This is a genomic window from Telluria sp. GW821-FHT07G12, from assembly GCF_059418525.1.
On the sequence record NZ_JBWKQA010000001.1, the window covers coordinates 1,288,218 to 1,312,183 of the forward strand.

The 23,966-nt window shown below is 65.0% G+C and carries 28 protein-coding genes; 12 read left to right on the forward strand and 16 right to left on the reverse strand.

Going from position 1 to position 23,966, the window contains the following annotated elements:
• Window positions 1–33 precede the first annotated feature (33 nt).
• The 4 genes from AC07PE_RS05990 to AC07PE_RS06005 form a co-directional block, all read right to left on the reverse strand.
• On the reverse strand, window positions 34–540 hold the full coding sequence (locus AC07PE_RS05990) for a chemotaxis protein CheW (RefSeq protein WP_498762484.1): 507 nt from the start codon (window positions 538–540) through the stop codon (window positions 34–36).
• A gap of 2 nt (window positions 541–542) precedes the next feature.
• The gene (locus tag AC07PE_RS05995) at window positions 543–911 is read right to left on the reverse strand and encodes a response regulator (protein WP_498762485.1); all 369 of its coding nucleotides are present in this window, start codon (window positions 909–911) and stop codon (window positions 543–545) included.
• 17 nt (window positions 912–928) lie between these two features.
• Window positions 929–1,318, reverse strand: coding sequence for a response regulator (locus AC07PE_RS06000; RefSeq protein ID WP_498762486.1), 390 nt, complete (start codon window positions 1,316–1,318; stop codon window positions 929–931).
• A gap of 176 nt (window positions 1,319–1,494) precedes the next feature.
• Window positions 1,495–1,647 carry a rubredoxin gene (locus AC07PE_RS06005; RefSeq protein ID WP_036170087.1) on the reverse strand — a complete coding sequence of 51 codons (153 nt, stop codon included), beginning with the start codon at window positions 1,645–1,647 and terminating at the stop codon, window positions 1,495–1,497.
• Window positions 1,648–1,875: 228 nt separating this feature from the next.
• Between AC07PE_RS06005 and thiD the strand changes: the two genes are divergently transcribed.
• From thiD to AC07PE_RS06020, 3 genes are all read left to right on the forward strand, one after another.
• Window positions 1,876–2,694, forward strand: a complete 819-nt coding sequence (gene thiD / locus AC07PE_RS06010; protein ID WP_498762487.1) for a bifunctional hydroxymethylpyrimidine kinase/phosphomethylpyrimidine kinase — start codon at window positions 1,876–1,878, stop codon at window positions 2,692–2,694.
• A complete protein-coding gene (gene hemL / locus AC07PE_RS06015) occupies window positions 2,687–3,979 on the forward strand; it encodes a glutamate-1-semialdehyde 2,1-aminomutase (protein WP_498762488.1) in 1,293 nt (430 codons plus the stop codon). Before thiD ends, hemL begins: the two co-directional genes overlap by 8 nt.
• Before the next feature lie 164 nt (window positions 3,980–4,143).
• On the forward strand, window positions 4,144–5,418 hold the full coding sequence (locus AC07PE_RS06020; RefSeq protein WP_498762489.1) for an NRAMP family divalent metal transporter: 1,275 nt from the start codon (window positions 4,144–4,146) through the stop codon (window positions 5,416–5,418).
• Between the two features lie 7 nt (window positions 5,419–5,425).
• On the opposite strand, the gene AC07PE_RS06025 is transcribed toward AC07PE_RS06020, so the two are convergent.
• Window positions 5,426–5,890: a hypothetical protein gene (locus tag AC07PE_RS06025; RefSeq protein ID WP_498762490.1), complete on the reverse strand. Its 465-nt coding sequence runs from the start codon at window positions 5,888–5,890 to the stop codon at window positions 5,426–5,428.
• Between the two features lie 182 nt (window positions 5,891–6,072).
• Between AC07PE_RS06025 and AC07PE_RS06030 the strand changes: the two genes are divergently transcribed.
• The gene (locus AC07PE_RS06030; protein ID WP_498762491.1) at window positions 6,073–6,480 is read left to right on the forward strand and encodes a hypothetical protein; all 408 of its coding nucleotides are present in this window, start codon (window positions 6,073–6,075) and stop codon (window positions 6,478–6,480) included.
• Between the two features lie 14 nt (window positions 6,481–6,494).
• On the opposite strand, the gene AC07PE_RS06035 is transcribed toward AC07PE_RS06030, so the two are convergent.
• The 9 genes from AC07PE_RS06035 to mpl all read right to left on the reverse strand — a co-directional run bounded on the left by AC07PE_RS06035 (window position 6,495) and on the right by mpl (window position 15,385).
• The gene (locus AC07PE_RS06035) at window positions 6,495–7,010 is read right to left on the reverse strand and encodes a hypothetical protein (RefSeq protein ID WP_498762492.1); all 516 of its coding nucleotides are present in this window, start codon (window positions 7,008–7,010) and stop codon (window positions 6,495–6,497) included.
• A 62-nt stretch (window positions 7,011–7,072) separates the two neighbouring features.
• A complete protein-coding gene (gene corA, locus AC07PE_RS06040; protein ID WP_379775917.1) occupies window positions 7,073–8,038 on the reverse strand; it encodes a magnesium/cobalt transporter CorA in 966 nt (321 codons plus the stop codon).
• A gap of 120 nt (window positions 8,039–8,158) precedes the next feature.
• Window positions 8,159–8,893, reverse strand: a complete 735-nt coding sequence (mtgA, locus tag AC07PE_RS06045; protein ID WP_498762999.1) for a monofunctional biosynthetic peptidoglycan transglycosylase — start codon at window positions 8,891–8,893, stop codon at window positions 8,159–8,161.
• Between the two features lie 20 nt (window positions 8,894–8,913).
• Complete coding sequence (gene aroE / locus AC07PE_RS06050) at window positions 8,914–9,738, reverse strand: shikimate dehydrogenase (protein WP_498762493.1); 825 nt, start codon at window positions 9,736–9,738, stop codon at window positions 8,914–8,916.
• Window positions 9,739–9,744: 6 nt separating this feature from the next.
• Entirely contained in the window at window positions 9,745–10,659 is a 915-nt protein-coding gene (locus AC07PE_RS06055) for a TonB C-terminal domain-containing protein (RefSeq protein ID WP_498762494.1), read from the reverse strand.
• Between the two features lie 125 nt (window positions 10,660–10,784).
• Entirely contained in the window at window positions 10,785–12,845 is a 2,061-nt protein-coding gene (locus AC07PE_RS06060) for a ribonuclease catalytic domain-containing protein (RefSeq protein ID WP_498762495.1), read from the reverse strand.
• A gap of 1 nt (window position 12,846) precedes the next feature.
• Window positions 12,847–13,434, reverse strand: a complete 588-nt coding sequence (locus AC07PE_RS06065) for a chorismate--pyruvate lyase family protein (protein ID WP_498762496.1) — start codon at window positions 13,432–13,434, stop codon at window positions 12,847–12,849.
• Complete coding sequence (locus tag AC07PE_RS06070; protein WP_498762497.1) at window positions 13,431–14,018, reverse strand: YqiA/YcfP family alpha/beta fold hydrolase; 588 nt, start codon at window positions 14,016–14,018, stop codon at window positions 13,431–13,433. The genes AC07PE_RS06065 and AC07PE_RS06070 overlap by 4 nt, the downstream gene beginning before the upstream one ends.
• Entirely contained in the window at window positions 14,015–15,385 is a 1,371-nt protein-coding gene (gene mpl, locus AC07PE_RS06075) for a UDP-N-acetylmuramate:L-alanyl-gamma-D-glutamyl-meso-diaminopimelate ligase (protein ID WP_498762498.1), read from the reverse strand. Before mpl ends, AC07PE_RS06070 begins: the two co-directional genes overlap by 4 nt.
• Before the next feature lie 76 nt (window positions 15,386–15,461).
• Here mpl and AC07PE_RS06080 point away from each other — a divergent pair, with 76 nt between their 5' ends.
• The 8 genes from AC07PE_RS06080 (at window position 15,462) to AC07PE_RS06115 (ending at window position 22,617) form a co-directional block, all read left to right on the forward strand.
• Window positions 15,462–16,094 (forward strand): hypothetical protein, encoded by a 633-nt coding sequence (locus tag AC07PE_RS06080; protein WP_498762499.1) that lies wholly within the window; start codon window positions 15,462–15,464, stop codon window positions 16,092–16,094.
• A complete protein-coding gene (locus tag AC07PE_RS06085) occupies window positions 16,087–16,641 on the forward strand; it encodes a TlpA family protein disulfide reductase (RefSeq protein WP_498762500.1) in 555 nt (184 codons plus the stop codon). Before AC07PE_RS06080 ends, AC07PE_RS06085 begins: the two co-directional genes overlap by 8 nt.
• A gap of 117 nt (window positions 16,642–16,758) precedes the next feature.
• On the forward strand, window positions 16,759–17,196 hold the full coding sequence (aroQ, locus tag AC07PE_RS06090) for a type II 3-dehydroquinate dehydratase (protein ID WP_498762501.1): 438 nt from the start codon (window positions 16,759–16,761) through the stop codon (window positions 17,194–17,196).
• 90 nt (window positions 17,197–17,286) lie between these two features.
• Complete coding sequence (accB, locus tag AC07PE_RS06095) at window positions 17,287–17,751, forward strand: acetyl-CoA carboxylase biotin carboxyl carrier protein (protein WP_498762502.1); 465 nt, start codon at window positions 17,287–17,289, stop codon at window positions 17,749–17,751.
• A gap of 114 nt (window positions 17,752–17,865) precedes the next feature.
• Window positions 17,866–19,281, forward strand: coding sequence for an acetyl-CoA carboxylase biotin carboxylase subunit (gene accC, locus AC07PE_RS06100; protein ID WP_498762503.1), 1,416 nt, complete (start codon window positions 17,866–17,868; stop codon window positions 19,279–19,281).
• The gene (gene prmA, locus AC07PE_RS06105; protein ID WP_498762504.1) at window positions 19,278–20,183 is read left to right on the forward strand and encodes a 50S ribosomal protein L11 methyltransferase; all 906 of its coding nucleotides are present in this window, start codon (window positions 19,278–19,280) and stop codon (window positions 20,181–20,183) included. The genes accC and prmA overlap by 4 nt, the downstream gene beginning before the upstream one ends.
• Before the next feature lie 4 nt (window positions 20,184–20,187).
• A complete protein-coding gene (locus AC07PE_RS06110) occupies window positions 20,188–21,660 on the forward strand; it encodes a zinc-ribbon and DUF3426 domain-containing protein (protein ID WP_498762505.1) in 1,473 nt (490 codons plus the stop codon).
• Between the two features lie 18 nt (window positions 21,661–21,678).
• A complete protein-coding gene (locus AC07PE_RS06115; protein ID WP_498762506.1) occupies window positions 21,679–22,617 on the forward strand; it encodes a carbohydrate kinase family protein in 939 nt (312 codons plus the stop codon).
• A 9-nt stretch (window positions 22,618–22,626) separates the two neighbouring features.
• Here AC07PE_RS06115 and AC07PE_RS06120 read toward each other — a convergent pair whose 3' ends face one another.
• On the reverse strand, window positions 22,627–23,154 hold the full coding sequence (locus AC07PE_RS06120; protein WP_498762507.1) for a YggT family protein: 528 nt from the start codon (window positions 23,152–23,154) through the stop codon (window positions 22,627–22,629).
• 77 nt (window positions 23,155–23,231) lie between these two features.
• Window positions 23,232–23,966 (reverse strand): hypothetical protein (locus AC07PE_RS06125; RefSeq protein WP_498762508.1); only part of this gene is annotated, 735 nt, incomplete at its 5' end.

A 23,966-nucleotide genomic window follows, 5' to 3' on the forward strand; every position in this document is an offset into this window, starting at 1 on the left:
CCAGCTCCAGAACCTGTTGTCGTTATGTGTGTGTTAAAGGCCGACCTGCAGGAAGCGCTCGTCCTGCGCCAGCGCCGCCAGCGCCAGCGGCGTCCAGGCATTGCCGTCGGCATCGACCAGGCGGCCGTCCTGCGGTGTCATCTCGGCGGCCTGGCGCAGCCCGTGCACGCGCGCGGCCAGGAAGCCGCAAGGCATGCCGAGGCTGGGCGCGAAGGTCACCAGGCGTGCCGCCGAACCGGATGCGGCGCCGTCCTGCAGGCCAAAAAAACGCGCAAGGTCGACCACGCCGACCAGGCTGCCGCGGATGTTCGCCAGCCCCAGATACCAGGGCTGGGTGAGCGGCACGCCGGTGAGCGCAGGCACCGGCACAATCTCGCCGGCTTCGAGCAGGTCGAGCAGGTAGCGCTCGCCGCCGATCTCGACGCCCAGCTGGTGCGTGCGGGCGCCGCTGCCGGTGCGCGCGGCCTGCATGCGCTCGAGCAGCTCTTCCTGGTACTGGCGCAGGCGCGTGCGCCGGGCGGCGGGATCGAGGGTGGCCATGCTCAGTCGCCGAGGGTGGCGATCCTGGCCAGCAGCGCGGTCGGATCGACCGGCTTGACGAAGTAATCCTTCGCGCCCTGGCGCATACCCCAGATGCGGTCGGTTTCCTGGTTCTTGCTGCTGCAGATGATGATCGGCACCGAGGACAGCTCGGGGTCGCGCGTGATCGAGCGCGTGATCTGGAAGCCGTTCGCACCCGGCATGACGACGTCCATCAGGATCAGCTGCGGACGATCGGCGCGGATCTTGGCCAGCGCCTCCTCGCCATTGTCCGCGGTGGTGACGGTGAAGCCGTTGCGCACCAGGATGTCGGTCAGGTAGTAGCGTTCGGTCGGGGAATCGTCGACGATCAGGATCTTTTGTATGGCCACGATGGGCTCCGGAGTATTCATGCCGCCGCGGCCGTATGGTCACGCACGGCCGACAGCAGGCTGTCTTTGGAAAACGGTTTGGTAAGGTAGGCGCTGGAGCCGACCATGGCGCCGCGCGCGCGGTCGAACAAGCCGTCCTTCGAGGACAGCATCACCACCGGGGTCGCGTGGAATTTCGCGCTCTTCTTGATCAGCGCGCAGGTCTGGTAGCCGTCCAGGCGCGGCATCAGGATGTCGCAGAACACCAGCGCGGGCTGGTGGTCGTTAATCTTGGCCAGCGCATCGAAGCCGTCCTCGGCCAGCACCACCTGATACCCGGCCTGGGTCAGGAAGATTTCGGCGGAGCGGCGGATCGTGCTGCTGTCGTCGATCACCATGATCTTCAGGCCTGTTGCTTGCGTCGTCATAATCGTTTCACTTCAGCATGAACCTGCACGATAGCATAGGGCGCAGGGCTTGTGCGTGAAGTGTTGCTATACGTCAACTAGGCCGAAACCAAGGTGTTAGTGCATTGGCAAGAAGCTTGGCAAGAAGGCATCGCCGGCGTGGCAAATGCCCCATTTTTGCTGGCTAAAACGACAACTCAGATGGCGGTCATTTCAAAATCGTCCTTGCGGGCGCCGCATTCCGGGCAAGTCCAGTTCATCGGCACATCGGCCCAGCGGGTGCCGGGAGCGATGCCATCTTCCGGCGCGCCTGCGGCTTCATCGTAGACCCAACCACAAATCAAACACATCCAGGTCTGATACACCTGCGTTTCATTACTCACGTCGAATCCTTCTATATAAAATTAGGCAAAGCATCGGGGGCGTCCGGGACCGTAGCGAGCGGAAGCCGGCGCGTTCGAGAAGCGCAGCCGTACTTCTGGTACGGCGAGCATCGCAGAACGTGCCCGCGACGCGCAGTAGGTCCCGGACGCCCCCATCAAGTAAAATGCGAAGTCAGGTATCTTAATCTAACCCCTGTGCAAAACCAACCGTCTCCACTCATCCTCACATTCGGCCCGGCCGATCCGGTCGGCGCGCTGGGCATACAGTCCGACGTGGCCGTCTTCGCCATGCACGGCTGCCATGGCCTGTCGGTGGTGACCGGGCTGCTCATCGCCGACTCCGCGCGTGTCGACCATATCCAGCCGGTCGAATCCACCAGCGTGGTCGAACAGGCCCGCATGCTGCTCGAGGACATGCCGATTGCCGGGATCAAGGTCGGCACCATGGCCAGCCTCGAACAGATCGCGGCGATCGCCGAAATCGTCTCCGACTACGCCCAGGTGCCGCTGATCCTCGATCCCTTCACCACCGGGCTGCCGGACTGCGGCGTGCGCGACGACGACATGCTGACCCTGATCCACCAGCTGCTGGTGCCGCAGGCGCACGTGCTGATGATGTCGCAGCCCGAGCTGGCGCGCTTCGCCGATTGCTGGCGCGACCCGGGTTCAATCGCCACCGTGGCCGAGGATGTGGCCGACCTGACCGGCTTCGGCTGCGGCCACGTGCTGGTCACCGGCATCGGCGGCGGCGACGGCGCGCGTGCCGACAATCTCTACGACCCCGACGGCCTGGCCGTCAGCCTGTCCTGGCCGCAGCACCTTCCGGGGCCTTTCGTCGGCGCCGGCAACACGCTGTCGGCCGCGCTGACGGCGCGCATGGCGCAGGGTCTGGACGTCATCGAAGCCCTGGCCTATGCCCAGGATTACACCAGCGGCGCCCTGCAGCACGCCAGCCGTTTCGGCATGGGCCGGCTCATTCCCAACAAACTGTACAAGAAGAACACGCATGACTGACACCACTTCGAAAAACGAGATCCTGTTCGCGCGCGCCCAGCAGACCACCCCGGGCGGCGTGAACTCGCCGGTGCGCGCCTTCCGTTCGGTGGGCGGCACCCCGCGCTTCATCACCCGCGCTGAAGGCCCGTATTTCTGGGATGCCGACGGCAAGCGCTACATCGACTACATCGGCTCCTGGGGCCCGGCCATCGTCGGCCACACCCACCCGAAAGTGGTGAAGGCGGTGCAGGACGCGGCCGCGCGCGGCCTGTCCTTCGGCGCTCCGACCGAAGGCGAGATCGAGATCGCCGAAGAACTCTGCCGCCTGGTGCCGTCGATCGAGCAGGTACGCCTGGTCTCGTCCGGCACCGAAGCGACCATGAGCGCGCTGCGCCTGGCGCGCGGCGCCACCGGCCGCGACAAGATCGTCAAGTTCGAAGGCTGCTACCACGGCCACGCCGATTCGCTGCTGGTGAAGGCCGGTTCCGGTCTGCTCACCTTCGGCAACCCGACCTCGGCCGGCGTGCCGGAAGACTTCGTCAAGCACACCCTGGTCCTCGACTACAACAACATCCCGCAGCTGGAGGACGCCTTCGAATCGATGGGCGACACCATCGCCTGCGTGATCGTGGAAGCCGTGGCCGGCAACATGAATTTGATCCGCGCGACGCCTCATTTTCTCCACCGCATGCGCGAGCTGTGCACCGAGTACGGCGCGATCCTGATCTTCGACGAAGTGATGTCCGGCTTCCGCGTCGGCCTCGGCGGCGCGCAGGCCTTGTATGGGATTACCCCGGACCTGACCGCGCTGGGCAAGGTGATCGGCGGCGGCATGCCGGTGGCGGCCTTCGGCGGCCGCGCCGACCTGATGCACAACATGGCGCCGATCGGCCCGGTCTACCAGGCCGGCACCCTGTCCGGCAATCCGGTGGCCGTGGCCGCCGGCATGACCACCCTGAAGCTGGTGCAGGAGCCGGGCTTCTACGAGAAGCTGTCCGCCCAGACCACCAAGCTGGTCGAGGGCTTGAGCGCAGCGGCGAAGGAAGCCGGCGTGGTCTTCTGCGGCGACGCCGTCGGCGGCATGTTCGGCATGTACTTCTCGGAGCACATCCCGTCGACCTACGGCCAGATGATGGCCGGTGACAAGGAGCGCTTCAACCGCTTCTTCCACGGCATGCTGGACGAAGGCGTCTACTTCGCACCGGCCATGTTCGAAGCCGGCTTCGTCTCGGCGGCACATGACGATGCCGTCATCGAAGAAACCGTGGCGGCGGCGCGACGCGTGTTCGCGCGAATTGCTTAAGCGGAGCTTATTTTCTTTTTGTTACACGGTGGAGACGCTCACAAGCGTTTCTACCGTGATACACTCCGCGCCGACCATGAACAGTCCCTCTAAAAACTTACCCGTCCCGGCGCGCTGACCTTTAAATCGTTGGCCGCGCCCGTTTTCATTTGCGCAGGCCAGATATGAAGAAGCTCTACCGCCGTCTCACCGACAACGCCACCCTCAAGTCCCTGGGCCCCGGCCTCATCACCGGCGCGGCGGACGACGACCCATCCGGCATCGCCACCTATTCCCAGGCCGGCGCGCAATTCGGCTTCAACACCCTGTGGACCCTGGTCCTGACCTATCCCTTCATGGTCGGCATCCAGCTGGTATCGGCACGCATCGGCCGCGTCACCGGCCGCGGCCTGGCCGCCAACATCCGCCGCGCTTACTCTCCCTGGCTGCTGTACACCGTGGTGCTGCTCCTGCTGGTCGCCAACGTGATCAACATCGCCGCCGACATCGCCGCCATGGGCGAAGCGCTGGTCCTGGTGACCGGGGTCGGTTCGCAGCACATGTATTCGCTGGGCTTCGGCATTCTGTGCCTGCTGCTGCAGGTCTTCCTGCCCTACAGTACCTACGTGCGCTACCTGAAATGGCTGACCCTCGGCCTGCTGGCTTACGTTGCCACCGCCTTCGCCGTGCACATGCCCTGGACCGAAGTCGTGGCGCGCACCGTGTGGCCGCACTTCAGCTTCACCAAGGAGTCGGTGGCCCTGATCGTCGCCGTGTTCGGCACCACGATTTCGCCCTATCTGTTCTTCTGGCAGGCTTCGCAGGAAGTGGAAGAGATCCGCAACGACGCCAGCACGCGCGCCCTGCGCACCCGCCCGAAGGATGCGCGCGCCCAGATGAAGCGGATCAAGGCCGACACCCTGATCGGCATGGGCTTCTCGAACCTGGTGGCCTTCTTCATCATCCTGACCACCGCGGTGACGCTGGGCGCGCACGGCATCACCGACATCCAGTCCTCGGCGCAGGCGGCCGAGGCGCTGCGCCCGGTGGCCGGCGAGTTCGCCTTCGTGCTGTTCGCGCTGGGGATCATCGGCACCGGCATGCTGGCAGTGCCGGTGCTGGCCGGCTCGGCCGCCTACGCCGTCACCGAGAGCTTCCGCTGGCGTAACGGCCTCGATCTGAAAGTGGTCGAGGCGCGCGAGTTCTACGGCATCATCGCCCTGGCGACGCTGGGCGGCGTGCTGCTCGACTTCGCTCCGATCGATCCGATCGCGGCACTGGTGCTGTCGGCCCAGATCAACGGCGTGATCGCGGTGCCGATCATGACCGTCATGATGATGCTGGCGCATAACCGCAAGATCATGGGCCAGTACACGCTGACCGCGCGCCACACCGTGATTGGCTGGTTTGGCGTGGCCATCATGCTGGTGGCGGTGGTGGCGATGTTCGCCACGATGTAAGCCAGCCTTACAGACACCCCTCTATATATTGCACCTGGGGCCAGCGGCCGGCATAGACGTTCTCGATCCGGCCCTGTCCGGTCTCGAAGCGGATTGCCTTGTCGCCGCTGCGTTCGGTCAGGAAGCGCTCGTTTTCTTCATACGCGCGCGGCTCGACAACCATGCCGGGATAGGCGTGCAGCGCCTGTGCCACGCGGCTGCCCGGCCCGATACCACGCGTGGTCCGCAGGCCCGGGCGGAACAGGTCGATGCGCGCCAGTTCGCCATCGACGAACATCAGCGCCACGCCGGGGTGGCCGGGCAGCGGCACCAGGTCGCAACTGCTGCTGGCGCGCAGGCTGGCTGGCGTTGTGCTCAGCCGGGGCGCGAACTTGCGCGCCTGCTCGACCGTCATGCCGACCCTGAACGGGCCGAAGCCGTCCGGAGCGAGCCGCCAGTCGGCTTGCGGCCGTGCTTCTGCCTGGGTGATCACGGCCAAAGCCAGGCAGGCCGCGCCAAAACACCATCTGCCGCTGAGTTGCATATTTTCCCTTCGATGAGCGTGCGCCACGCCATCCCCCACGCGTGGGGCTGCAAATGGGCGCGGCGAGTCACTACGATGCAGACACTAAAGATCGATTCACGATCCATTCACACATCGTACGGGAAAATACCATGCAAACCACGCTTACCTCTTCCGCACCGGCCTTCTCGCGCGCCGGCATCGTCTGGCTGAAACTGTCGGTCGTCTATCTCATCATCGGCATCAGCATCGGCATCGCCATGGGCGCCAGCCAGAACTTCACGCTGCGCCCGGTGCACGCCCACGTCAACCTGCTGGGCTGGACCACGATGGCGCTGGCCGGCCTGATCTACAGCGTGTTCCCGAAGGCCGGCGAAAGCCGCCTGGCGCGCGTGCACTTCTGGCTCATGAACCTGGCGCTGCCGGTGATGATGGTGGCGCTGGGCCTGGTGCTGTTCGGCCAGATGGCCGTGGTGCCGGTGCTGGGGGCGGCGGAGATCGTCGCTGCGCTGGGCGTGCTGGCGTTTGCGGCGAACCTGTTCATCAATTTGAAGAATTAAGTCGGACGGCGCGCCTAGAAGCAGCCTTCCACCAACTGGACTTCCTGCCAGCGGCCGCCGTAGATGCGGTCGATCCGGCCTTTGCTGGTCTGAAAACGCAAGGCGTGGCCGCCGCTGGGACCGAGGGTCAGGTATTGTTCGCCGCTGGCGTATTTGTGGGGCGTCGCTGTCAGCGCCGGATAGGCCTGGCGCACTTTGCGCACGGCGTCGCCCGGCGAGACGCCGCGGGTGGTGCGGATACCCGTCCTGTAGACATCGACCCGCTGCAGCGTACCGTCGACGAACATCAGCGAGACGCCGGGATGCCCGGGCAGCAGCATCTGGTCGCACTGCGGATTGCCTTGCGGCGGCGGGGTCGGCTTGAGGCGCTTGCCGGCAACGCGGCGGGCTTCGCTGAAGCGCATGCCGATCTTCAGGGGGCCGAAGCCGTCCGGGTCAAGTTTCCAGGCGGGTGCGGCGTGGGTAGCGCCGGCAGTGGCCAGGCAGATGGCGAAAGCGGCCAGATACCGCGTGATCGTCGTTCGTTTCATGCACTCTCCTTGTCAGGGCAAGTGCACAGCTTAGCGCGAGGCCCTGCAGGGCCGGCGCGCATTTACTTCAACCAGCCGCGGTGGCGGAAATACAGGAAAGGCGCAATCGCGCTAGTGACCATCAGCGCCAGCGACCAGCCGTAACCGAAGCGCCAGTGCAGCTCCGGCAGGAACTCGAAGTTCATGCCGTAGACGCTGGCGATCAGGGTCGGCGGCAGGAAGGCCACCGAGGCCACCGAGAAGATCTTGATGATCTTGTTCTGGTTGATGTTGATAAAGCCGACGGTGGCGTCCATCAGGAAGTTGATCTTGTCGAACAGGAAAGACGTGTGGCCGTCCAAGGATTCGATGTCGCGCAGGATCTGGCGCGCTTCCTCGAACTGTTCCGAATTCAGTAACCGGCCGCGCATCAGGAAGCTGACCGCGCGCCGGGTGTCCATCATGTTGCGGCGAATGCGGCCGTTCAAGTCTTCCTCGTGAGCGATCGCATTCAGCGCGGCGGCCGCGTCCTGGTCGGTGAATTCCTTCTGCAGCACGCGCTGGCTGACCTCTTCCAGGCTCTCGTAGATACCCTCGAGCGCGTCCGCCGAGTACTCGGCGTCGGTGGCGTAGAGGTCGAGCAGCACGTCCATGTAGTCCTCGATCGAACCGGGACGCGAGCGCGCGCGCAGGCGCACCAGGCGGAATACCGGCAAGTCGTCGTTGTGGACCGAGAACAGGATCTTTTTCGCCAGGATGAATGCCACGGTCACGATGCGCGACGGGCCCTCTTCCTCTTCGAGCAGGAAGTCGGTGCGCAGGTGCAGGTCGCCGTTTTCCGCCTCGTAGTAGCGGGCCGAGGCCTCGATGTCCGACACTTCGTCCTCGCCCGGCAGAATCACGTCGTACATCGCCTTGACGACGGCACGTTCTTCGTCGGTCGGGTCGGTGAGGTCGACCCAGACAGGCGTTACTTTCTCCAGATCGGCGCGCGAAGCGATTGCTACCTGGTTCAGTCGGCCATTTTGTAGGACAAATACGTTGATCATGCGCTGCTTTCTCGGCCGGGATTCGGAAACAGCGCAAGTGTACCCGTAAGCCCTGAGGCCGGCCACCCCGGAGGCAACAAAATTGCCCAGAACCGGCGTCTGACCCCGGTTTGACGCAGATTAAGGGAGATCGGCGGCGTTCATCCGGCGCTGGATGACGCCGGTGCGGCGGGCCAGGTAGTTGGTCTGGCGGTGGGCGTCGTAGTAGCGCGGGTTGGGCAGCATGACCGCCAGGCGCGCGGCCTGGGCCGGGTCGAGGCGGGCCGCCGTGCTGCGGTAGTAGTGGCGGGCGGCGGCTTCGGCGCCGAACACGCCGCGGCCGAATTCGACCACGTTCAGGTAGATTTCCAGGATGCGCTGCTTGCCCATCACCGTTTCCAGCATGTAGGCGATGACCAGTTCCTGGCCCTTGCGCAGGTAATTGCGCGAGCCGGACAGGAACAAATTTTTCGCTAACTGCTGCGTGATGGTGGAACCGCCACCGGTCACCTTGTGGCGCTTGTTGTTGCGCTCCCAGGCTTTTTCCAGCGCTTCCCAGTCGACGCCGTCATGTTCGGTGAAATTCGCGTCTTCGGAGGCGATCACCGCGCGCTTCAGGTTGTTCGAGATGCGGTCGTAGGGCACCCAGACCTGCTCCAGCTTGGCGTCCGGGTTCTTTTCGCGCAGCGCGGAGAGCTGCGAGCGCATCATGCTGGTCGACGAAGGATTGAACTGGGTCCACCAGCAGATCATCGCGAAGAAGTACAGCTGCAGCAGCAGCACGGCCAGCAGCGGCCCGAGTACGATCCATTTCAGCCAGCGGCGGCGGCCTTTGCTGGCGGTGGTGGCAGCAGCCCTGCCGCCGGATGCGGCCATGCCCGCCTTGAGCGCTTTCATCATAATTTCGACCGCATCTGTTCGAGGATGGTGGCGGTCTGCGGACGCACGCCGCGCCAGATGGCGAAGGCTTCGGCGGCCTGCTCGACCAGCATGCCCAGGCCGTCGCGGACCGTCGCGCCATGGCTGGCGGCGAATTCCATGAACGGGCTCGGCGTTTTCCCGTACATCATATCCAATGCCAGCGTGCCCTGGCAAAACGCGACAGCAGGCACCGGCGGCATGGCCGACGACAGGCTGGCCGAAGTCGCATTGATCACCACGTCGAAGGGGCTGTCGATGTCCTCGAAGCCGCAGGCGGCTACCTGGCCAGGATGCGCAGCCTGCGCCGCAAACTGCTCGACCAGCGCATCGGCGGTGGCGCGGGTGCGGTTGGCGATCGCGATCGCTTGCGGGCCATGCTGCAGGATGGGCAGGATGACGCCGCGCGCCGCCCCGCCCGCGCCCAGCAGCAGCACGCGTTTGCCGGCCAGCGGCACGCCGGCATTGCGGACGATGTCGGCCACCAGGCCGGGGCCGTCGGTGTTGTCGCCGACGATCTCGCCGTTCTCGAAGCGCAGGGTGTTGACGGCGCCGGCCAGGCGCGCGCGCTCTTCCAGACGGGTGGCGAGGTTGGCCGCTTCCAGCTTGAAGGGCACGGTGACGTTGGCGCCGCGGTAGCCGTCTGCGATCAGTCCGCGCACCGTGTCGGCAAAGCCGTCCAGCGGCGCGAGGCAGCGTTCGTACGTGATGTCCTGGCCGGTGTCGGCGGCAAAGGCCGCATGGATGTCCGGCGACCGGCTATGACCGATCGGGTTACCAATCACGCAATACTTATCGCTCATGCTGCCTCATGCTCCTTTTTCTTCGCGCAGTTCCGCCTGCAGCTTGCCTTCGCGGGTGAAGGTGAAGGTGGTGATCACGATCCAGAGGTCGTCCTTGTCGGTAGAGCGCATATTCGCCGGGAATTTGCCGAAGGGCGCGGCACGGCGCACGATGCCCAGCGCGGCCTGGTCCAGCGCGCGGTTGCCGGAGGAACGCTCGATGCGCGGCCCGCCTTCCTTTTCATAGATGCTGCCGTCCTGGAATACCGGGATATACATCACCAGCTCGCCGTACAGCTTGCGGCCGTTCTGCTGCGGGAAGCTGAGGGTGCCGACTTCCTCCACCCGCTTCTGCAGGGCCTTGTAATAGATGGCGTAGCCGACCCCGCGCGTGCTGGGGCTGATGAAGGTCTTCTTCGGGCGCTTGTTCTGGTCCGAGATGCGCTGGGTGATCTCGGCGGTCTGGCGCGCGATGGCGCGGCTGGTTTCCAGCATGTCGGCGCCGTTGCGCGAGGGGTCGGGCTTGTCCTGCTCGGCGATCGGGGCCGCGTTGAAGCCGGAGGCGTGGGTCTGGGTCAGGAGGCGCTGCCGCTGCTCGAGGTCGGCGATGCGGCGCTGCACGGCCTTGATGCTGTCGCCGTCCTCGATCTTGCGCAGGTCCGGCAGCGGCGACTGGGCGCGGCCGGCATCGGCATTGCCGCCGCCGTCCAGGTTGGACTGGGCCAGCGCCTCGGCCTTGACCGGGGCGCGCTCGTGCTTGGCGTTGACCAGGATGACTTCCAGCCCCGGATCGGTCGGCTGCAACCGGAACGCATCCGGCGAGGCGAAACGGATCGCCAGCAGGGATGCGTGCGCCAGCACCGAGAAGGCGATGGCGATCATCATGGGACGGTTGTGTTGGAGGCTCTTCACGTGCTGCGCGATGGGACGGTAACTATTCATTCTACCGTGCAAGGCCACGAGTTTGTTAGGCTGAATTACCGCTGTTGTAGGGTGGGCACTCCGTGCCTACGCGAACGTTAGCGATATGCAAACGCCGTACGTGGGCACATGGTGCCCACCCTACATCAAGCAGCAGGCACGTCCGTCTGCGTCGCCGGGTCCGTCACGGTCACGGAACCCTCGGCCTCGACCGCTTCCTCGGCCGCCGCCTCGCCCGTATCCGCGGTCGTTGCCGCCGAATCCTCTTCCTCCTCGAATTCGAGCTCGGCCGCCGCTTCCGGCGTCGGCTCGGCCACCTCGAGCAGGCGGGCTTCCAGCGACAGGTCGACCTCGTCCCAGCGCACGATGTCCATGCGCACCTGGGCGCCGCGCGCCACTTGCGGCATGCCCGGCAGGCGGATCACCAGCGGGATCTCGACCAGGCGCAGCACTTCGTCCTTCAGCACCACCGCGTCCACCTGGCGCGCATTTTCCTGGCCCAGCCAGCGCAGGCACCAGTAGCGCTCCATATTCTGCTGGAACTCGTTGTAGGCCGCATAGGCGGCATCGAAGGCGGAGACGATCGAGAACAGGGTCGCGTCGCGGTGCTTGAACGGGGCCACCAGCGGCGCCGTCACGCCATTCGAGGCGCAGGCCAGGATCTGCCACTGGTTGACCAGGTCGGTGTAGCGGCGCAGCGGCGAGGTGCTCCAGGCATACTGGTCGACGCCCAGGCCCTGGTGCGGCGCCGCGTGGGTCACCATGCGCACCTGGATCTTGGCGTTCCAGCCGCCGGCGCCCGGCCCTTGCGAGCGGTAGATGCCCGGCACGCCCGAGTCGTGCAGCAGCTTGCCCCAGGTGCTGTTGGCGAAGATCATCAGCTCGGCCACGATCTTGTCCAGCGGCGCGCCACGCTTGCGGCGCACGATGGTCACGATGTCGTTCTCGACATAGAAATTGAAGTCGACGCGGTTCGCCTGCTCCGGCTTCAGGCCGAAGGCTTCGCGCTTCTTCATGCGGCCGGCTTCGAGCTGCAGCGCCCACTTCCACAGCAGGCCCAGCTCGTCCTTGTGCGCATATTCGCCCGTGCCGTTGGCCAGCACCTCTTCGGTCACCAGCGCATCCAGGTCGTTCAGGCGCAGGTTGGTCTTGATCGGCACGCGCTCGGCACGGGTCTCGGTGGACAGCACCGACCAGGTTTCCGGATTCAGGGTCGCGTACAGCGACAGCGCCGGGCAATCCTTGCCTTCGGCCAGGGTGAAGGCTTCCACCACCTCGTCCGGCAGCATGGTGATCTTATCGCCCGGCATGTACACGGTCGACATGCGCGCGCGCGCGATCTTGTCGATGGCGTCGTCCGGACGGATGCCCAGGCCCGGCGCGGCGATGTGGATGCCGACCCGCACCAGGCCGTCGGCCAGCTGTTCGACCGAGAAGGCGTCGTCGATCTCGGTGGTAGTGACGTCGTCGATCGAGAACGCCGCCACCTTGGCCAGCGGCAGGTCGGTCGGCGCACTCGGCACCGTCACGGCCGGGAAACCGGCGCCGCGCGGGAAGTGCTCGAACAGGAAGCGCGACATGTGCAGGTCCTTGGCCGAGGCCACGCCGCCCGTGCTCAGCATCAGGCGCTGGGCGGTGGTCTGCATTTCGCTGGCGGCCGTTTCCAACGCTTTGAATTCGATGCTGTTCTTGTCCGGCTTGAAGAGCAGCTGCTGCACCAGCGGCTGCATCGCGGCCGGCAGGTTGCCCGCCTTCAGTTCCTCGACATAGGAAGCCTGCACGATGGCCTGCTGCTTCTTCTTTTCGATGCCGGCCAGGGCCGCGCGCAGCGATTGTTCCGGCGCGGCCTTGTAACGGCCGCGGCCCTTCTTGTAGAAATAGATGGGCGCGTTGTGCAGCGCCAACACCAGGCCGGCGGCCTCGAAGGGCAGCGGCGCGTGGCCGAAGTATTCGGCGCCGAGCTCCGTGAACCCGAACTCGTCCTGGCCCGCGACTTCCCACAGGAATTCGAGGTCGACCTCGCCTGCTACGGCCTTGGCCTGCTCCAGCAGCTCGGCCGGGGACGGTTTGTCGAACTGCAGCAGCACATCGCGCGACTTGACCTTGGTGCGCTTCCCGCTCGGCATTTCGACCTGGTAGGCCTCGCCCGCCTGCGACAGCACGGTACCGACCTTGAAGTCGCCGGATTCTTCGAAAAAGACGTTCATTTCACTTCACATTCATATCTGAGTTGGCTGCAAGCTTCAGCACCGCGGGCAAGAATACCTCGGTGACCAGCAACAGGCCTTGACGGCGGCGATAGAGGCAGCGCCGCGCATAATAAGTTGCTTCAGGCCGCGCGCCATCGCCACCAAGCGCCGCATGCACGCGCGCCAGCAGGGGATGGCCCGGGCGGATCCGGGCAAATTCGAGTTGGCCGCGCTGTACCCGCGGATCGTAAAACAGGGTCGTGCCGAGCGAGCGTTCGCCGAGCGCCGAGAACAGCGGCCAGTCCTGCGCGGTCGCGCTCGTCGGCACCACGGTGTGGCCGTAGACCACCGGCGCGCCGTCGCAGCGCAGCAGCACTTCGCGTTCCCACACACGCTGGGGCCGATGCAGGCCGATTGCCGCGGCTTCGTCCGCCAGGCACAGATTAGTCGCCTGGCGCAGCTTCTGCACGCGGAATTGGCGGCTGTGCGCGGTCAGGCGCGCGGTCAGGGAGCCCGGTGTGGTGAGCCAGTCACGCATGGCCGCACTTGCCCCCACGCCGTCCGGATGCGCCAGCCAGCGCGCCCGGCGCAGCGAGGCCGGCCTCACGCCCGGTCCGATCCGGCGCAGAAGTCCAGCACCTCGTCGACATATTGTTCGAATTCCGACACCGCATGGTCGCTGCCCTGGATCACGTGCTGGCGGGCGCCGGCGTAGTGGGCCACCATGTCGCGGTAGTCCAGCACCTCGTCGCCGGTGGCGGCCAGCAGGAAGTAGCGTTCCGGGCGCGTGATCTGCGCCACTTTCAGCTCGGCCAGCTCGGCGATGTATTCCTGCTTGAACTCGAAGGGCTCATCCGAATGCCAGGCGGTGGTCACGCCGACGTGGTGCGCCAGGTTCTTCAGCGGATCGACCGAGGGGTTGATCAGCACCGCACGGCAGCCGAAGCGCTCGGCCAGCCAGGTTGCGTAAAAGCCGCCCAGCGAAGAGCCGACGATCGCCAGGTTGTCCTTGTGGCGCTCGACCAGGGTCAGCACCAGTTCCATGGCCGCCTTCGGCGACGCCGGCAGCTGCGGACAGATCAATTCATTCGCGCGGCCCAGCTGCGCCATGCGCTGGTTGACCACGCGCGCCTTGAAGGATTTGGGCGAGGAGCGGAAACCGTGCAGATATAACAGGTGCGGAGAACTCATTCCGCCAGCGCCTCCAGCAGCTTCTGGTGCACGCCGCCGAAGCCACCGTTGCTCATCACGAGGATGTGGTCGCCCGGCTGGGCGGCCTGCACGATGGCCTTCACCATGTAGTCGAGCTGGTCGAAGCTGTGGGCGATATTCCCCAGCGGTTTCAGGGCGTCGGCCAGCGACCAGCCCAGCGCCTGCTGGCTGCCGAAGCCGAACACCAGGTCCGCATCCTTCAGGCTGCCCGGCAGCGCATCCTTCATCGCGCCCAGCTTCATGGTATTCGAGCGCGGCTCGAGCACGGCCAGGATGCGGCCGGTGGTCCCGATCTTCTGGCGCAGGCCGCCGACGGTGGTGGCGATCGCGGTCGGGTGGTGGGCGAAGTCGTCGTAGACGGTCACATCGCGCACCACGCCGCGCACTTCCATGCGCCGCTTGACGCTCTGGAAGCGCGCCAGCGATTCGATGGCCTGGCTCGGCGGCACGCCGACGTGGCGCGCGGCAGCGATCGCGGCCAGCGCATTGGTGCGGTTGTGGTGGCCGGTCAGGTCCCAGTGCACGGTGCCCTGCACTTCCCCATTGAAGAGGACGTCGAAGCTGGAACCGCCCGGATGCTCGACCAGGCTCCAGTTCGTGCCTTCGGATGCGCCGAAGGATTCTTTTTCGCTCCAGCAGCCGCGCTTGAGCACGCGGCTGAGCGAGGCTTCGTCGCCATTCACGATCAGGCGGCCCACGCCGGGCACGGTGCGCACCAGGTGGTGGAACTGGGTCTCGATGGCGCCGATATCCGGGAAGATGTCGGCATGATCGTATTCCAGGTTGTTCAGCACCGCGGTCTTGGCGTGGTAGTGCACGAACTTGGAGCGCTTGTCGAAGAAGGCGGTGTCGTACTCGTCGGCTTCGATGACGAAGAAGTCGGAATCCGATTCGCCCTGCAGGCGCGCCGAGATGCCGAAGTTCATCGGCACGCCGCCGATCAGGAAGCCCGGCGAATAGCCGGCATCCTCGAGAATCCAGGCCAGCATCGAGGTGGTCGTGGTCTTGCCGTGGGTGCCGGCGACGGCCAGTACCCATTTATGACGCAGGATATGGTCGCCGATCCATTGCGGGCCCGATACATATGGCAGGCCGCGGTTCAGGATTTCCTCGATCAGAGGATTGCCTCGCGTCATCACGTTCCCGATCACGTAGAGGTCGGGATTGAGCGCCACCTGGTCGGGACTGTAGCCCTGGATCAGTTCGATGCCCTGGGCTTCGAGCTGGGTGCTCATCGGCGGATAGACGTTGGCGTCGCACCCGGTGACGCGGTGGCCGGCTTCCTTGGCCAGGACTGCCAGGCCGCCCATGAAGGTGCCGCAAATACCGAGAATATGGATGTGCATGGTGATCGAGAAAATAACGAATGCACGATTTTACCCGACGCGATGCCATTTTCCGTTCAAGAGTATGATCACGGACATGATGCCAATGCCAAATGACGACCTCCAAACATTGCGCGGACGTATTGCTGCCACTGCCGCGCGCATGATTGCCCAGGATGGCGCCGACTATGCCACCGCCAAGGCCAAGGCTGCGCGCCAGGTGCTGGGCGTGGACCGCCCCTCCCCCAACTATTTGCCGGACAATATCCAGGTCGAGGACGAAGTGCGCCGCTACCAGGCGCTGTTCCAGGGCCCGTCCCAGGCCGCCCGCCTGCAGGAGCTGCGCATCGCGGCGCTCGAGGTGATGGAACAGCTGGAAGAATTCCGGCCCTACCTCACCGGCGCGGTCCTGAACGGCACCGCCGGCGAACATGACGCCATCAACCTGCAACTGTTCGCCGACAGCGCCAAGGAAGTCGAGATCTTCCTGCTGAACCGCAACGTCGACATCGACATCTCGGAAATGCCGCACTTCAAGGGCGGGCGCCACGAGCCGGTCGAAACCGTCAGCTTCCAGTGGAAGCAGGAGACGGTGCACGCCGAACTGTATGAAATGAACGACCTGCGCGGCGCCCTGAAGCCGCGCGCCGATGGCCGCCTGCAGCGCGTGGACGCCGCCGGCCTTCGCTCCCTGATGATTACCGACCAAACCCTCGAACAAGATGAATAAAAAGAACCTGGCCGGCTACGCCATCGTCGCAGCCGCCTTTGCCGTGTTCGGCGCCATTGCCGCCGTCAAGACCGAGGCCAAGGGCCCGCTGACGACCAGCTATGCACCGACCGACGGCCGTCCGCACACGGCGGTGAGCAATCTATATGCGCAGTCCCTCAACGACCTGTCCGGCAAGCCGCAATCGCTGGGCCAGTGGAAGGGCAAGCCGCTGCTGGTGAATTTCTGGGCATCGTGGTGCGCGCCCTGCGTGCAGGAGATGCCGGAACTGTCCGAACTGGCGGCCAAGGACGGCGGCAAGCATTTCAATGTGATCGGGATCGGCATCGATTCGCCGGCGAACCTGACTGAATTCGTGAAGAAGACGAAAGTTGCTTATCCTCTGTATGTGGGCGGGATGGGCGGCACCGATCTGTCGCGCGAGCTCGGCAATACACACGGCGGTTTGCCGTTCACGGTCCTGATCGGCCCGGACGGGCAGGTACGCAAGACTTACCTGGGACGCCTGAAATTCGAGGAATTGCGCGCAGATCTGGGCAAGCTCTAATAGACAGGGCCATTTGGCGAACGGTCGTTCACTTATATTCCAGGCGCTTTTTATCGCTTGCCAACACACAACGTTGGCGGCAAAATGCCTGTCTTTCGGGCAAACAGACGGTTTATCATGGCGAAAAAGCTACTGCTGCTCAATGGCCCCAACTTGAATTTACTGGGGACCCGGGAGCCTGCGGTGTACGGTGCTACTACCCTGGCCGACATCGAGCAGGCTGCCAATGCCCAGGCAGCAGGCGCTGGTGCAAGCATCGCTTGCTTCCAGAGCAACCATGAAGGAGCGCTGATCGACCGCATCCATGCGGCGAGACAGGAAGGGGTGGACGCGATCGTCATCAACCCGGGCGGATTGACGCACACCAGCGTCGCCTTGCGAGATGCGCTGGCGGCGGTGGACATTCCGTTCGTGGAAGTTCACCTCTCTAATATTTACAAGCGTGAGGAGTTCCGGCACCACTCGTTTTTGTCTGCGATCGCGCAAGGCACGATTTGTGGACTGGGAGCTGATGGCTATCGTTTTGCCATCGACTTTGCGCTCAAAGAGCGTTAATCTACGTCAACTTCACGCATCCTGTGCGGATTAGCGCTAACCACCTGACGCGCCGCATACTCAACAACAAATAATTCCAAGGGGTTTCACATGGATCTACGAAAACTCAAGACATTGATCGACCTCGTCGCCGAATCGGACATCGCTGAACTCGAAGTGACCGAAGGCGAAAGCAAGGTTCGCATCGTCAAGTCCTCCGCAATCCCGCAAAATCAGGTGATGATGGTTCCGCAGCAAGGCGTGCAGCAATACTCGGCGCCGGCCGTCGCCGGCGCACCCGCCCCGGCCGCAGCACCGGCTCCAGCAGCCCCGGCCGAGACCGGCCACGTCGTCAAGTCGCCGATGGTCGGCACCTTCTACCGCTCGTCGGCCCCGGGCGCTCCGGCCTTCGTCGAAGTCGGCGCCAGCGTGAAGGAAGGCGACACCCTGTGCATCATCGAAGCGATGAAGCTCCTGAACGAAATCGATTCCGACATCTCCGGCACCGTCACCAAGATCCTGGTGGAAAACGGCCAGCCTGTCGAATTCGGCCAGCCGCTGTTCGTGATCGGCTAATATCAAGTTATAAATACGGGGCAAAGCCGCCTTCCACGAAGGATGGCTTGCCCCTGAAGCTATTTCCTCCTGTTGCATCCGGCATCGCCGGCACTCACAGAAACACCGCATACCATGTTTGAAAAAATTCTAATCGCCAATCGTGGTGAAATCGCGCTGCGTATCCAGCGCGCCTGCCGCGAGATGGGCATCAAGACGGTCGTCGTGCACTCGGAAGCCGACAAGGACGCCAAGTACGTGAAACTGGCCGACGAATCCGTCTGCATCGGCCCAGCGCAATCGGCGCAGAGCTACCTGAGCATGCCGGCAATCATCAGCGCGGCCGAAGTGACCGACGCCGAAGCGATCCACCCGGGCTACGGTTTCCTGTCCGAGAACGCCGACTTTGCCGAACGCGTCGAAAAATCGGGCTTCGTCTTCATCGGCCCGCGTCCGGAATCGATCCGCATGATGGGTGACAAGGTGTCGGCCAAGCAGGCGATGATCCGCGCCGGCGTGCCCTGCGTGCCGGGTTCCGAGGGCGCCCTGCCGGACGATCCGAAGGAAATCATCCAGACCGCGCGCAAGATCGGCTATCCGGTCATCATCAAGGCCGCCGGCGGCGGTGGCGGCCGCGGCATGCGCGTCGTGCACACCGAGGCAGCCCTGCTGTCCGCCGTGCAGATGACCAAGACCGAAGCCGGTACTGCCTTCGGCAATCCCGAAGTCTACATGGAGAAGTACCTGGAAAATCCGCGCCACGTGGAGATCCAGGTGCTGGCCGACGAACACAAGCAGGCCGTCTGGCTGGGCGAACGCGACTGCTCGATGCAGCGCCGCCACCAGAAGGTGATCGAGGAAGCGCCGGCGCCGGGCATCCCGCGCAAGACCATCGAGAAGATCGGCGAGCGCTGCGCGGAAGCCTGCCGCAAGATCGGCTACCGCGGCGCCGGCACCTTCGAATTCCTGTACGAGAACGGCGAGTTCTACTTCATCGAGATGAACACCCGCGTCCAGGTCGAGCACCCGGTCACCGAAATGATCACCGGGATCGACATCGTCCAGGAACAGATCCGCATCGCCTGCGGCGAGCGTCTGCGCTTCAAGCAGCGCGACATCATGCTGTCGGGCCACGCGATCGAGTGCCGCATCAACGCGGAAGACCCGTTCAAGTTCATCCCGTCGCCAGGCCGCATCACCGGCTGGCACCCGCCGGGCGGTCCTGGCATCCGCGTCGATTCGCACGCCTACGCCGGCTACTACGTGCCGCCGCACTACGACTCGATGGTCGGTAAAGTCATCGCTTACGGCGCGACCCGCGACCAGGCGATCCGCCGCATGCAGATCGCGTTGTCGGAAATGGTGGTCGAGGGTATCCTGACGAATATCCCGCTGCACCGCGAACTGATGGTCGACGCCCGCTTCATCGAGGGCGGCACCAACATCCATTACCTGGAGCAGAAGCTGGCCCACAAGCCGGACCTGCCGAAGGATGGCGCGATCGGCTCGAAATCCGAGACCAAGGCTGCAGACGTTAAGGCTGATCAATGAGCTGGATTGAAGTCATAATCGAGATCGCACGCGAGCACGCCGAGGGCATGTCCGACGCCCTGATGGAAGCGGGCGCGCTGTCGGTCTCGGTGGAAGACGCCGACGAAGGCACCGACCAGGAAAAGCCGCTGTTCGGCGAACCGGGCATGGTGCCGACCGAGGCGGCGTGGGACCACAGCCGCGTGGTCGCGCTGACCGACGTCGATGCGGACCAGGCTGCGATCGTGGCCGAAGCTGCTGCGTCGATTGGTTTGACGTCGGCGCCCGCCTTCACCACCCGTGACGTCGCCGACGCCGACTGGGTGCGCCTGACGCAATCGCAGTTCGAGCCCATCCACATCGGCAAGAACATCTGGGTCGTGCCGAGCTGGCACGAAGCACCGGACCCGAACGGCCTGATCCTGGAAGTCGATCCGGGCCTGGCTTTCGGCACCGGCAGCCACCCGACCACCCGCCTGTGCATGGAATGGCTGGAAGCGCACCCGGCGCCAGGTAAATCGGTGCTGGACTACGGCTGCGGTTCGGGCATCCTGGCGATGGTCGCGAAAAAGCTCGGCGCTGCCGACGTCATCGGCGTCGACATCGACCCGCAGGCGATCGAATCGGCGAAGTTGAACGCAGAACGCAACCACTGCGAGATCGCCTTCCACGTGCCGGACGACTTCGTCGCAGCAAAGGGCGGCGACAGCCGCTTCGACATCGTGGTCGCCAACATTCTGTCGAGCCCCCTGAAGCTGATGGCGCCGATGCTGTCCGGCCGCGTCGCTCCCGGCGGTTCGCTGATCCTGTCCGGTGTGCTGGCGCGCCAGGCCGAGGAAGTGGCCGCCGCCTACGCGCCTTTCATCAAGCTGAGCGTCTGGGCCGAGCTGGACGGCTGGGTCGCTCTCCACGGCACCAACTAAGGGCATGGCGCTCGCCACCCAGTGCCCGCATTGCCACACCACGTTCCGGGTCGCCTCGGACCAGCTCAAGCTCCGCGGCGGCATCGTCCGCTGCGGCGCCTGCCAAAGCATCTTTGACGGCAGCGCCCACCTGATCGACCTGGACGCGCTGGCGGCCAGCAAGGAGCACGCGGCGCAGGCTTCCGCGCCCGCCGCACCTGACGCCGTCTCTGCCCCTGCCGCGGCTCAGGAACAGGGCGAGCAGCCCGTCTATACCCTCGATTTCGACAAGACCTTCGACCCGCTCGGCATCCTGCCGAAGACGGCGCCCGATGAGCCGCCTGCTCCGCCGCGCGCGCAGGTGTGGCGCAATGGCGGCGGGATGTCGCCTGCGCCTGCTTCGGACGACGCCGGGGCGGCGCCGGAAGCCGATGCCAATGTCCCGGCCGGCGACGCCGTGGCCGACACCATGCCGCCCGTGTCGCCCGAGCCCGAGCCGGTAGCCGAAGCGGATGCGCCGTCTGCGGAAGAAGCGCCGCATGACGCCGAGGCCGTCGTGGCCGAGCCGGAGCCTGACCTTGAGCCGGAGCCCGAGCCCGCACTAGCCGATGCCGACACCGCACCGGCGCCCGCAGCGCCCCCGGCATCCGCCTACGCGCCGCAGGGCCGCGTCGAACCCAGCTTCGAGCTGCCGGTCGACGAGGAACTGGTCGCCCAGCCGCTGCCCGACGACGAGCATCCCTACCGGGAGGAGGCGCCCGCAGAAGCAGGCATGAGCGAGTCGATGGCCACCGACGACATCCCCCTGCCCCTGCGCGCCTCGGCGGCCAGCAACGACAGCCTGGCGCCTGCCGCGCCGCCGTCCACGCCCAAGTCCGCGCGCGCCAAGGCGGTCGATGCGCGCTCGCGCCGCTCCAAGCTCACGCCCACCAAGATCGACGCCCCCAAGTTGCGCGTGCCGGCCAATGCCGACGCCGACGAGCCGGAATTCGTCAAGCGCAGCCGCAAGCAGGAACAGTCGGGCCGCAGCCGGCGCCTGCTGATGATCGCCGGGGCCGTGCTGCTGGCGCTGCTGCTGGCGGCCCAGCTGCTGGTGGACTTCCGCAACGTGCTGGCGGCCCGCTATCCGGGCGCCAGGCCGGTCCTGAACGCCGGCTGCGCCGTGCTGCGCTGCCGTATCGGGCTGCCGACGCAGATCGAGAACCTGGCGATCGAGACCGGCGAACTGTCCACCCTGGGCGTCGACACGTACTCGCTCAACACGCTGCTGCGCAACCAGGGTAGCCTCGTGCAGGCCTGGCCCAGCATCCAGCTCGAACTCACCGACGCCAACGACAAGCCGCTGCTGCGGCGCGTGTTCGGCCCCGCCGAGTACCTGCCGCAAGGCGTTTCGAGCGCCGCCGGCTTCGGTGCACGCTCGGAGCAGCCGGTCCGGCTGAACTTCGCGCTCACCGGGCTGAAGCCGTCCGGCTACCATATGATCGTTTTTTATCCCTAGATTTCTTCAGGACTCACCATGACCAAGACTGTGCTGATCTGCGGCTCGATTGCCTTCGACAAGATCATGCAATACCAAGGCCGCTTCGGCGAAACCCTGCTGGCCGACCAGCTGCACCGCGTGAACGTCTCCTTCCTGGTGCCGACCCTGCGCACCGAGTTCGGCGGCTGCGCCGTCAACATCGCCTACAACCTGAACATGCTGGGCGGCGATCCGCTGATCATGGGCACCATCGGCCAGGACGGCGGCGACTACCTCGAGCGCATGGAAAAGCAGGGCCTGGCGACCAACGCGATCCGCACCATCGGCCACGCCTACACTGCCCAGTGCTTCGTCACCGCCGACCTGGACAACAACCAGATCAACGCCTTCCACCCGGGCGCGATGCAGTTCTCGCACGAGAACAGCCTGGCCGACTACCTGCCGCTGCGCGTCGCGATCGTCTCGCCGGACGGCCGCGACGGCATGATCAAGCACGCGCGCGACTGCGCGGAGCGCGGCGTGCCGCTGATGTTCGATCCGGGCCAGCAGCTGCCGATGTTCAGCGGCGAAGAGCTGCTGACCTTCCTCGACCAGGCCAGCTACCTCGCCTGCAACGACTATGAATTCGAGATGGTGATGGACCGTACCGGCCTGGCGCTGCAGGACATCGCGTCGCGCCTGGATGCGCTGATCATCACGCGCGGCGAGCAAGGCTCGGACATCTACGCCGGCGGCGAGCATCACAAGATTCCGGCGGTGCCGGCAAGCAGCGTGGTCGACCCGACCGGCTGCGGCGACGCCTATCGCGCCGGCCTGCTGTTCGGCATTGCGAACGATCTCGACTGGCCGACCAGCGGCCGCGTGGCCAGCCTGCTCGGCTCGATCAAGATCGCCCACCAGGGCGGCCAGAACCACAGCTTCACGCCCTCGGCGCTCGCGGACAAGTTCGAAGCGGCGTTCGGCTACCGCTTCTAAGCGTCCCGTTTAGAAGAAGATGGCCTGGCCCAGCAGGTACTTGACGATCTGCAGCAGGATCAGCGCGACCAATACCGAAAAATCGATGCCGCCGACCGGCGGCACCAGGCGCCGGATAGGACGCAGCAGTGGTTCGTTCAGGGCATGCACGAAGGGCGCCAGCGGCGCATGCGGATTGATCCAGCTGAAGACCACTTCGATGATCAGCAGGCCCATGAAGCCGTAGATAATCCAGTTAAGGAAGCGGAACAGGGCGTACAGCAGGACGCCCTGCCCGCTCACGCCCGCCAGCAGCAGCACGCAGCTCGCCAGCAGCACAACCAGGAATGCGCCGATCAGGCTCGCCCAGTCATAGCCGCCGACACCCGGCAGCACGCGGCGCAGCGGGCGCACCAGCCAATCCGTCAAGGTGAAGGTGAACTGGGCCACCGATGCCGGCGGCCGCACGCGGATCACCTGCATCCAGAAACGCAGCAACAAGACGCCACCGACCACGCTAGCCGCGGTATCGACGATCAACTGAAGAATGGTCAGCACAAGCTCTCCTTAAAAAAAAACCGCTGTGTGAACACTCTCACACAGCGGTATTTTGCCTGAACCAGGCTGAAATGGGATTACGGACGGCTGCTGGTCGGGAAAGGCCATGCTGCCGGTGCAATCACCGATTTCGCTGCGGTCTGGCCCGACTGGGCTGCCGAACCGCTGTCCTGCTTGGCTTCGGCCTTGGTTTCCGACTTGGTGTCGGCCTTGGCTTCCGGCTTGGCTTCCGCTTTCGCTTCCGGCTTGGCTTCCGGCTTTGCTTCGGCCTTCGGCGCGGCGGCTTTCTTTGCGGCCGGCTTGGCTGCCGGCTTGGCGGCGGCCTTCACTGCCGGCTTGGACTCGGCGGTTTTGGTGGCTGCGGTTTTGGTGGCCGGTGCCTTGGTGGCAGCGGTTTTGGTTGCAGTAGCAGCTTTGGCGCCCGTCTTCGCCACTGGCGAAGCCGAGCCCTTAGCGGCGGTCTTGGTTGCAGCAGCTTTGGCCGGGGCTTTAGCGGCGGTCTTGGTTGCAGCAGCTTTAGCCGGAGCTTTGGCAGCGGTCTTGGTAGCAGCAGCTTTCTTGGCCGGAGCTTTGGCAGCGGTCTTGGTGGCAGCAGCTTTCTTGGCCGGCGCTTTAGCAGCGGTCTTGGTAGCAGCGGCTTTCTTGGCCGGAGCTTTAGCAGCGGTCTTGGTAGCAGCGGCTTTCTTGGCCGGAGCTTTAGCAGCCGATTTGGTTGCAGCCGCTTTCTTTGCCGGAGCTTTAGCAGCCGATTTGGTTGCAGCAGCTTTCTTTGCAGGAGCTTTTGCAGCCGACTTGGTTGCAGCAGCTTTCCT

Bases quoted from the DNA above. Each gene is read 5' to 3' on its own strand.
- AC07PE_RS06030 (WP_498762491.1), top strand. From the start codon at position 6,073: ATGCAAACCACGCTTACCTCTTCCGCACCGGCCTTCTCGCGCGCCGGC.
- AC07PE_RS05990 (WP_498762484.1), bottom strand. From the start codon at position 540: ATGGCCACCCTCGATCCCGCCGCCCGGCGCACGCGCCTGCGCCAGTAC.
- AC07PE_RS06070 (WP_498762497.1), bottom strand. From the start codon at position 14,018: ATGAGTTCTCCGCACCTGTTATATCTGCACGGTTTCCGCTCCTCGCCC.
- corA (WP_379775917.1), bottom strand. From the start codon at position 8,038: ATGATCAACGTATTTGTCCTACAAAATGGCCGACTGAACCAGGTAGCA.
- AC07PE_RS06085 (WP_498762500.1), top strand. From the start codon at position 16,087: ATGAATAAAAAGAACCTGGCCGGCTACGCCATCGTCGCAGCCGCCTTT.
- AC07PE_RS06080 (WP_498762499.1), top strand. From the start codon at position 15,462: ATGATGCCAATGCCAAATGACGACCTCCAAACATTGCGCGGACGTATT.
- accB (WP_498762502.1), top strand. From the start codon at position 17,287: ATGGATCTACGAAAACTCAAGACATTGATCGACCTCGTCGCCGAATCG.
- aroQ (WP_498762501.1), top strand. From the start codon at position 16,759: ATGGCGAAAAAGCTACTGCTGCTCAATGGCCCCAACTTGAATTTACTG.
- mtgA (WP_498762999.1), bottom strand. From the start codon at position 8,893: ATGGCCGCATCCGGCGGCAGGGCTGCTGCCACCACCGCCAGCAAAGGC.
- AC07PE_RS06020 (WP_498762489.1), top strand. From the start codon at position 4,144: ATGAAGAAGCTCTACCGCCGTCTCACCGACAACGCCACCCTCAAGTCC.
- AC07PE_RS06000 (WP_498762486.1), bottom strand. From the start codon at position 1,318: ATGACGACGCAAGCAACAGGCCTGAAGATCATGGTGATCGACGACAGC.
- accC (WP_498762503.1), top strand. From the start codon at position 17,866: ATGTTTGAAAAAATTCTAATCGCCAATCGTGGTGAAATCGCGCTGCGT.
- AC07PE_RS06110 (WP_498762505.1), top strand. From the start codon at position 20,188: ATGGCGCTCGCCACCCAGTGCCCGCATTGCCACACCACGTTCCGGGTC.
- prmA (WP_498762504.1), top strand. From the start codon at position 19,278: ATGAGCTGGATTGAAGTCATAATCGAGATCGCACGCGAGCACGCCGAG.
- mpl (WP_498762498.1), bottom strand. From the start codon at position 15,385: ATGCACATCCATATTCTCGGTATTTGCGGCACCTTCATGGGCGGCCTG.
- AC07PE_RS06005 (WP_036170087.1), bottom strand. From the start codon at position 1,647: ATGTGTTTGATTTGTGGTTGGGTCTACGATGAAGCCGCAGGCGCGCCG.
- AC07PE_RS06060 (WP_498762495.1), bottom strand. From the start codon at position 12,845: ATGAACGTCTTTTTCGAAGAATCCGGCGACTTCAAGGTCGGTACCGTG.
- aroE (WP_498762493.1), bottom strand. From the start codon at position 9,738: ATGAGCGATAAGTATTGCGTGATTGGTAACCCGATCGGTCATAGCCGG.
- AC07PE_RS06035 (WP_498762492.1), bottom strand. From the start codon at position 7,010: ATGAAACGAACGACGATCACGCGGTATCTGGCCGCTTTCGCCATCTGC.
- AC07PE_RS06115 (WP_498762506.1), top strand. From the start codon at position 21,679: ATGACCAAGACTGTGCTGATCTGCGGCTCGATTGCCTTCGACAAGATC.
- hemL (WP_498762488.1), top strand. From the start codon at position 2,687: ATGACTGACACCACTTCGAAAAACGAGATCCTGTTCGCGCGCGCCCAG.
- AC07PE_RS06055 (WP_498762494.1), bottom strand. From the start codon at position 10,659: ATGAATAGTTACCGTCCCATCGCGCAGCACGTGAAGAGCCTCCAACAC.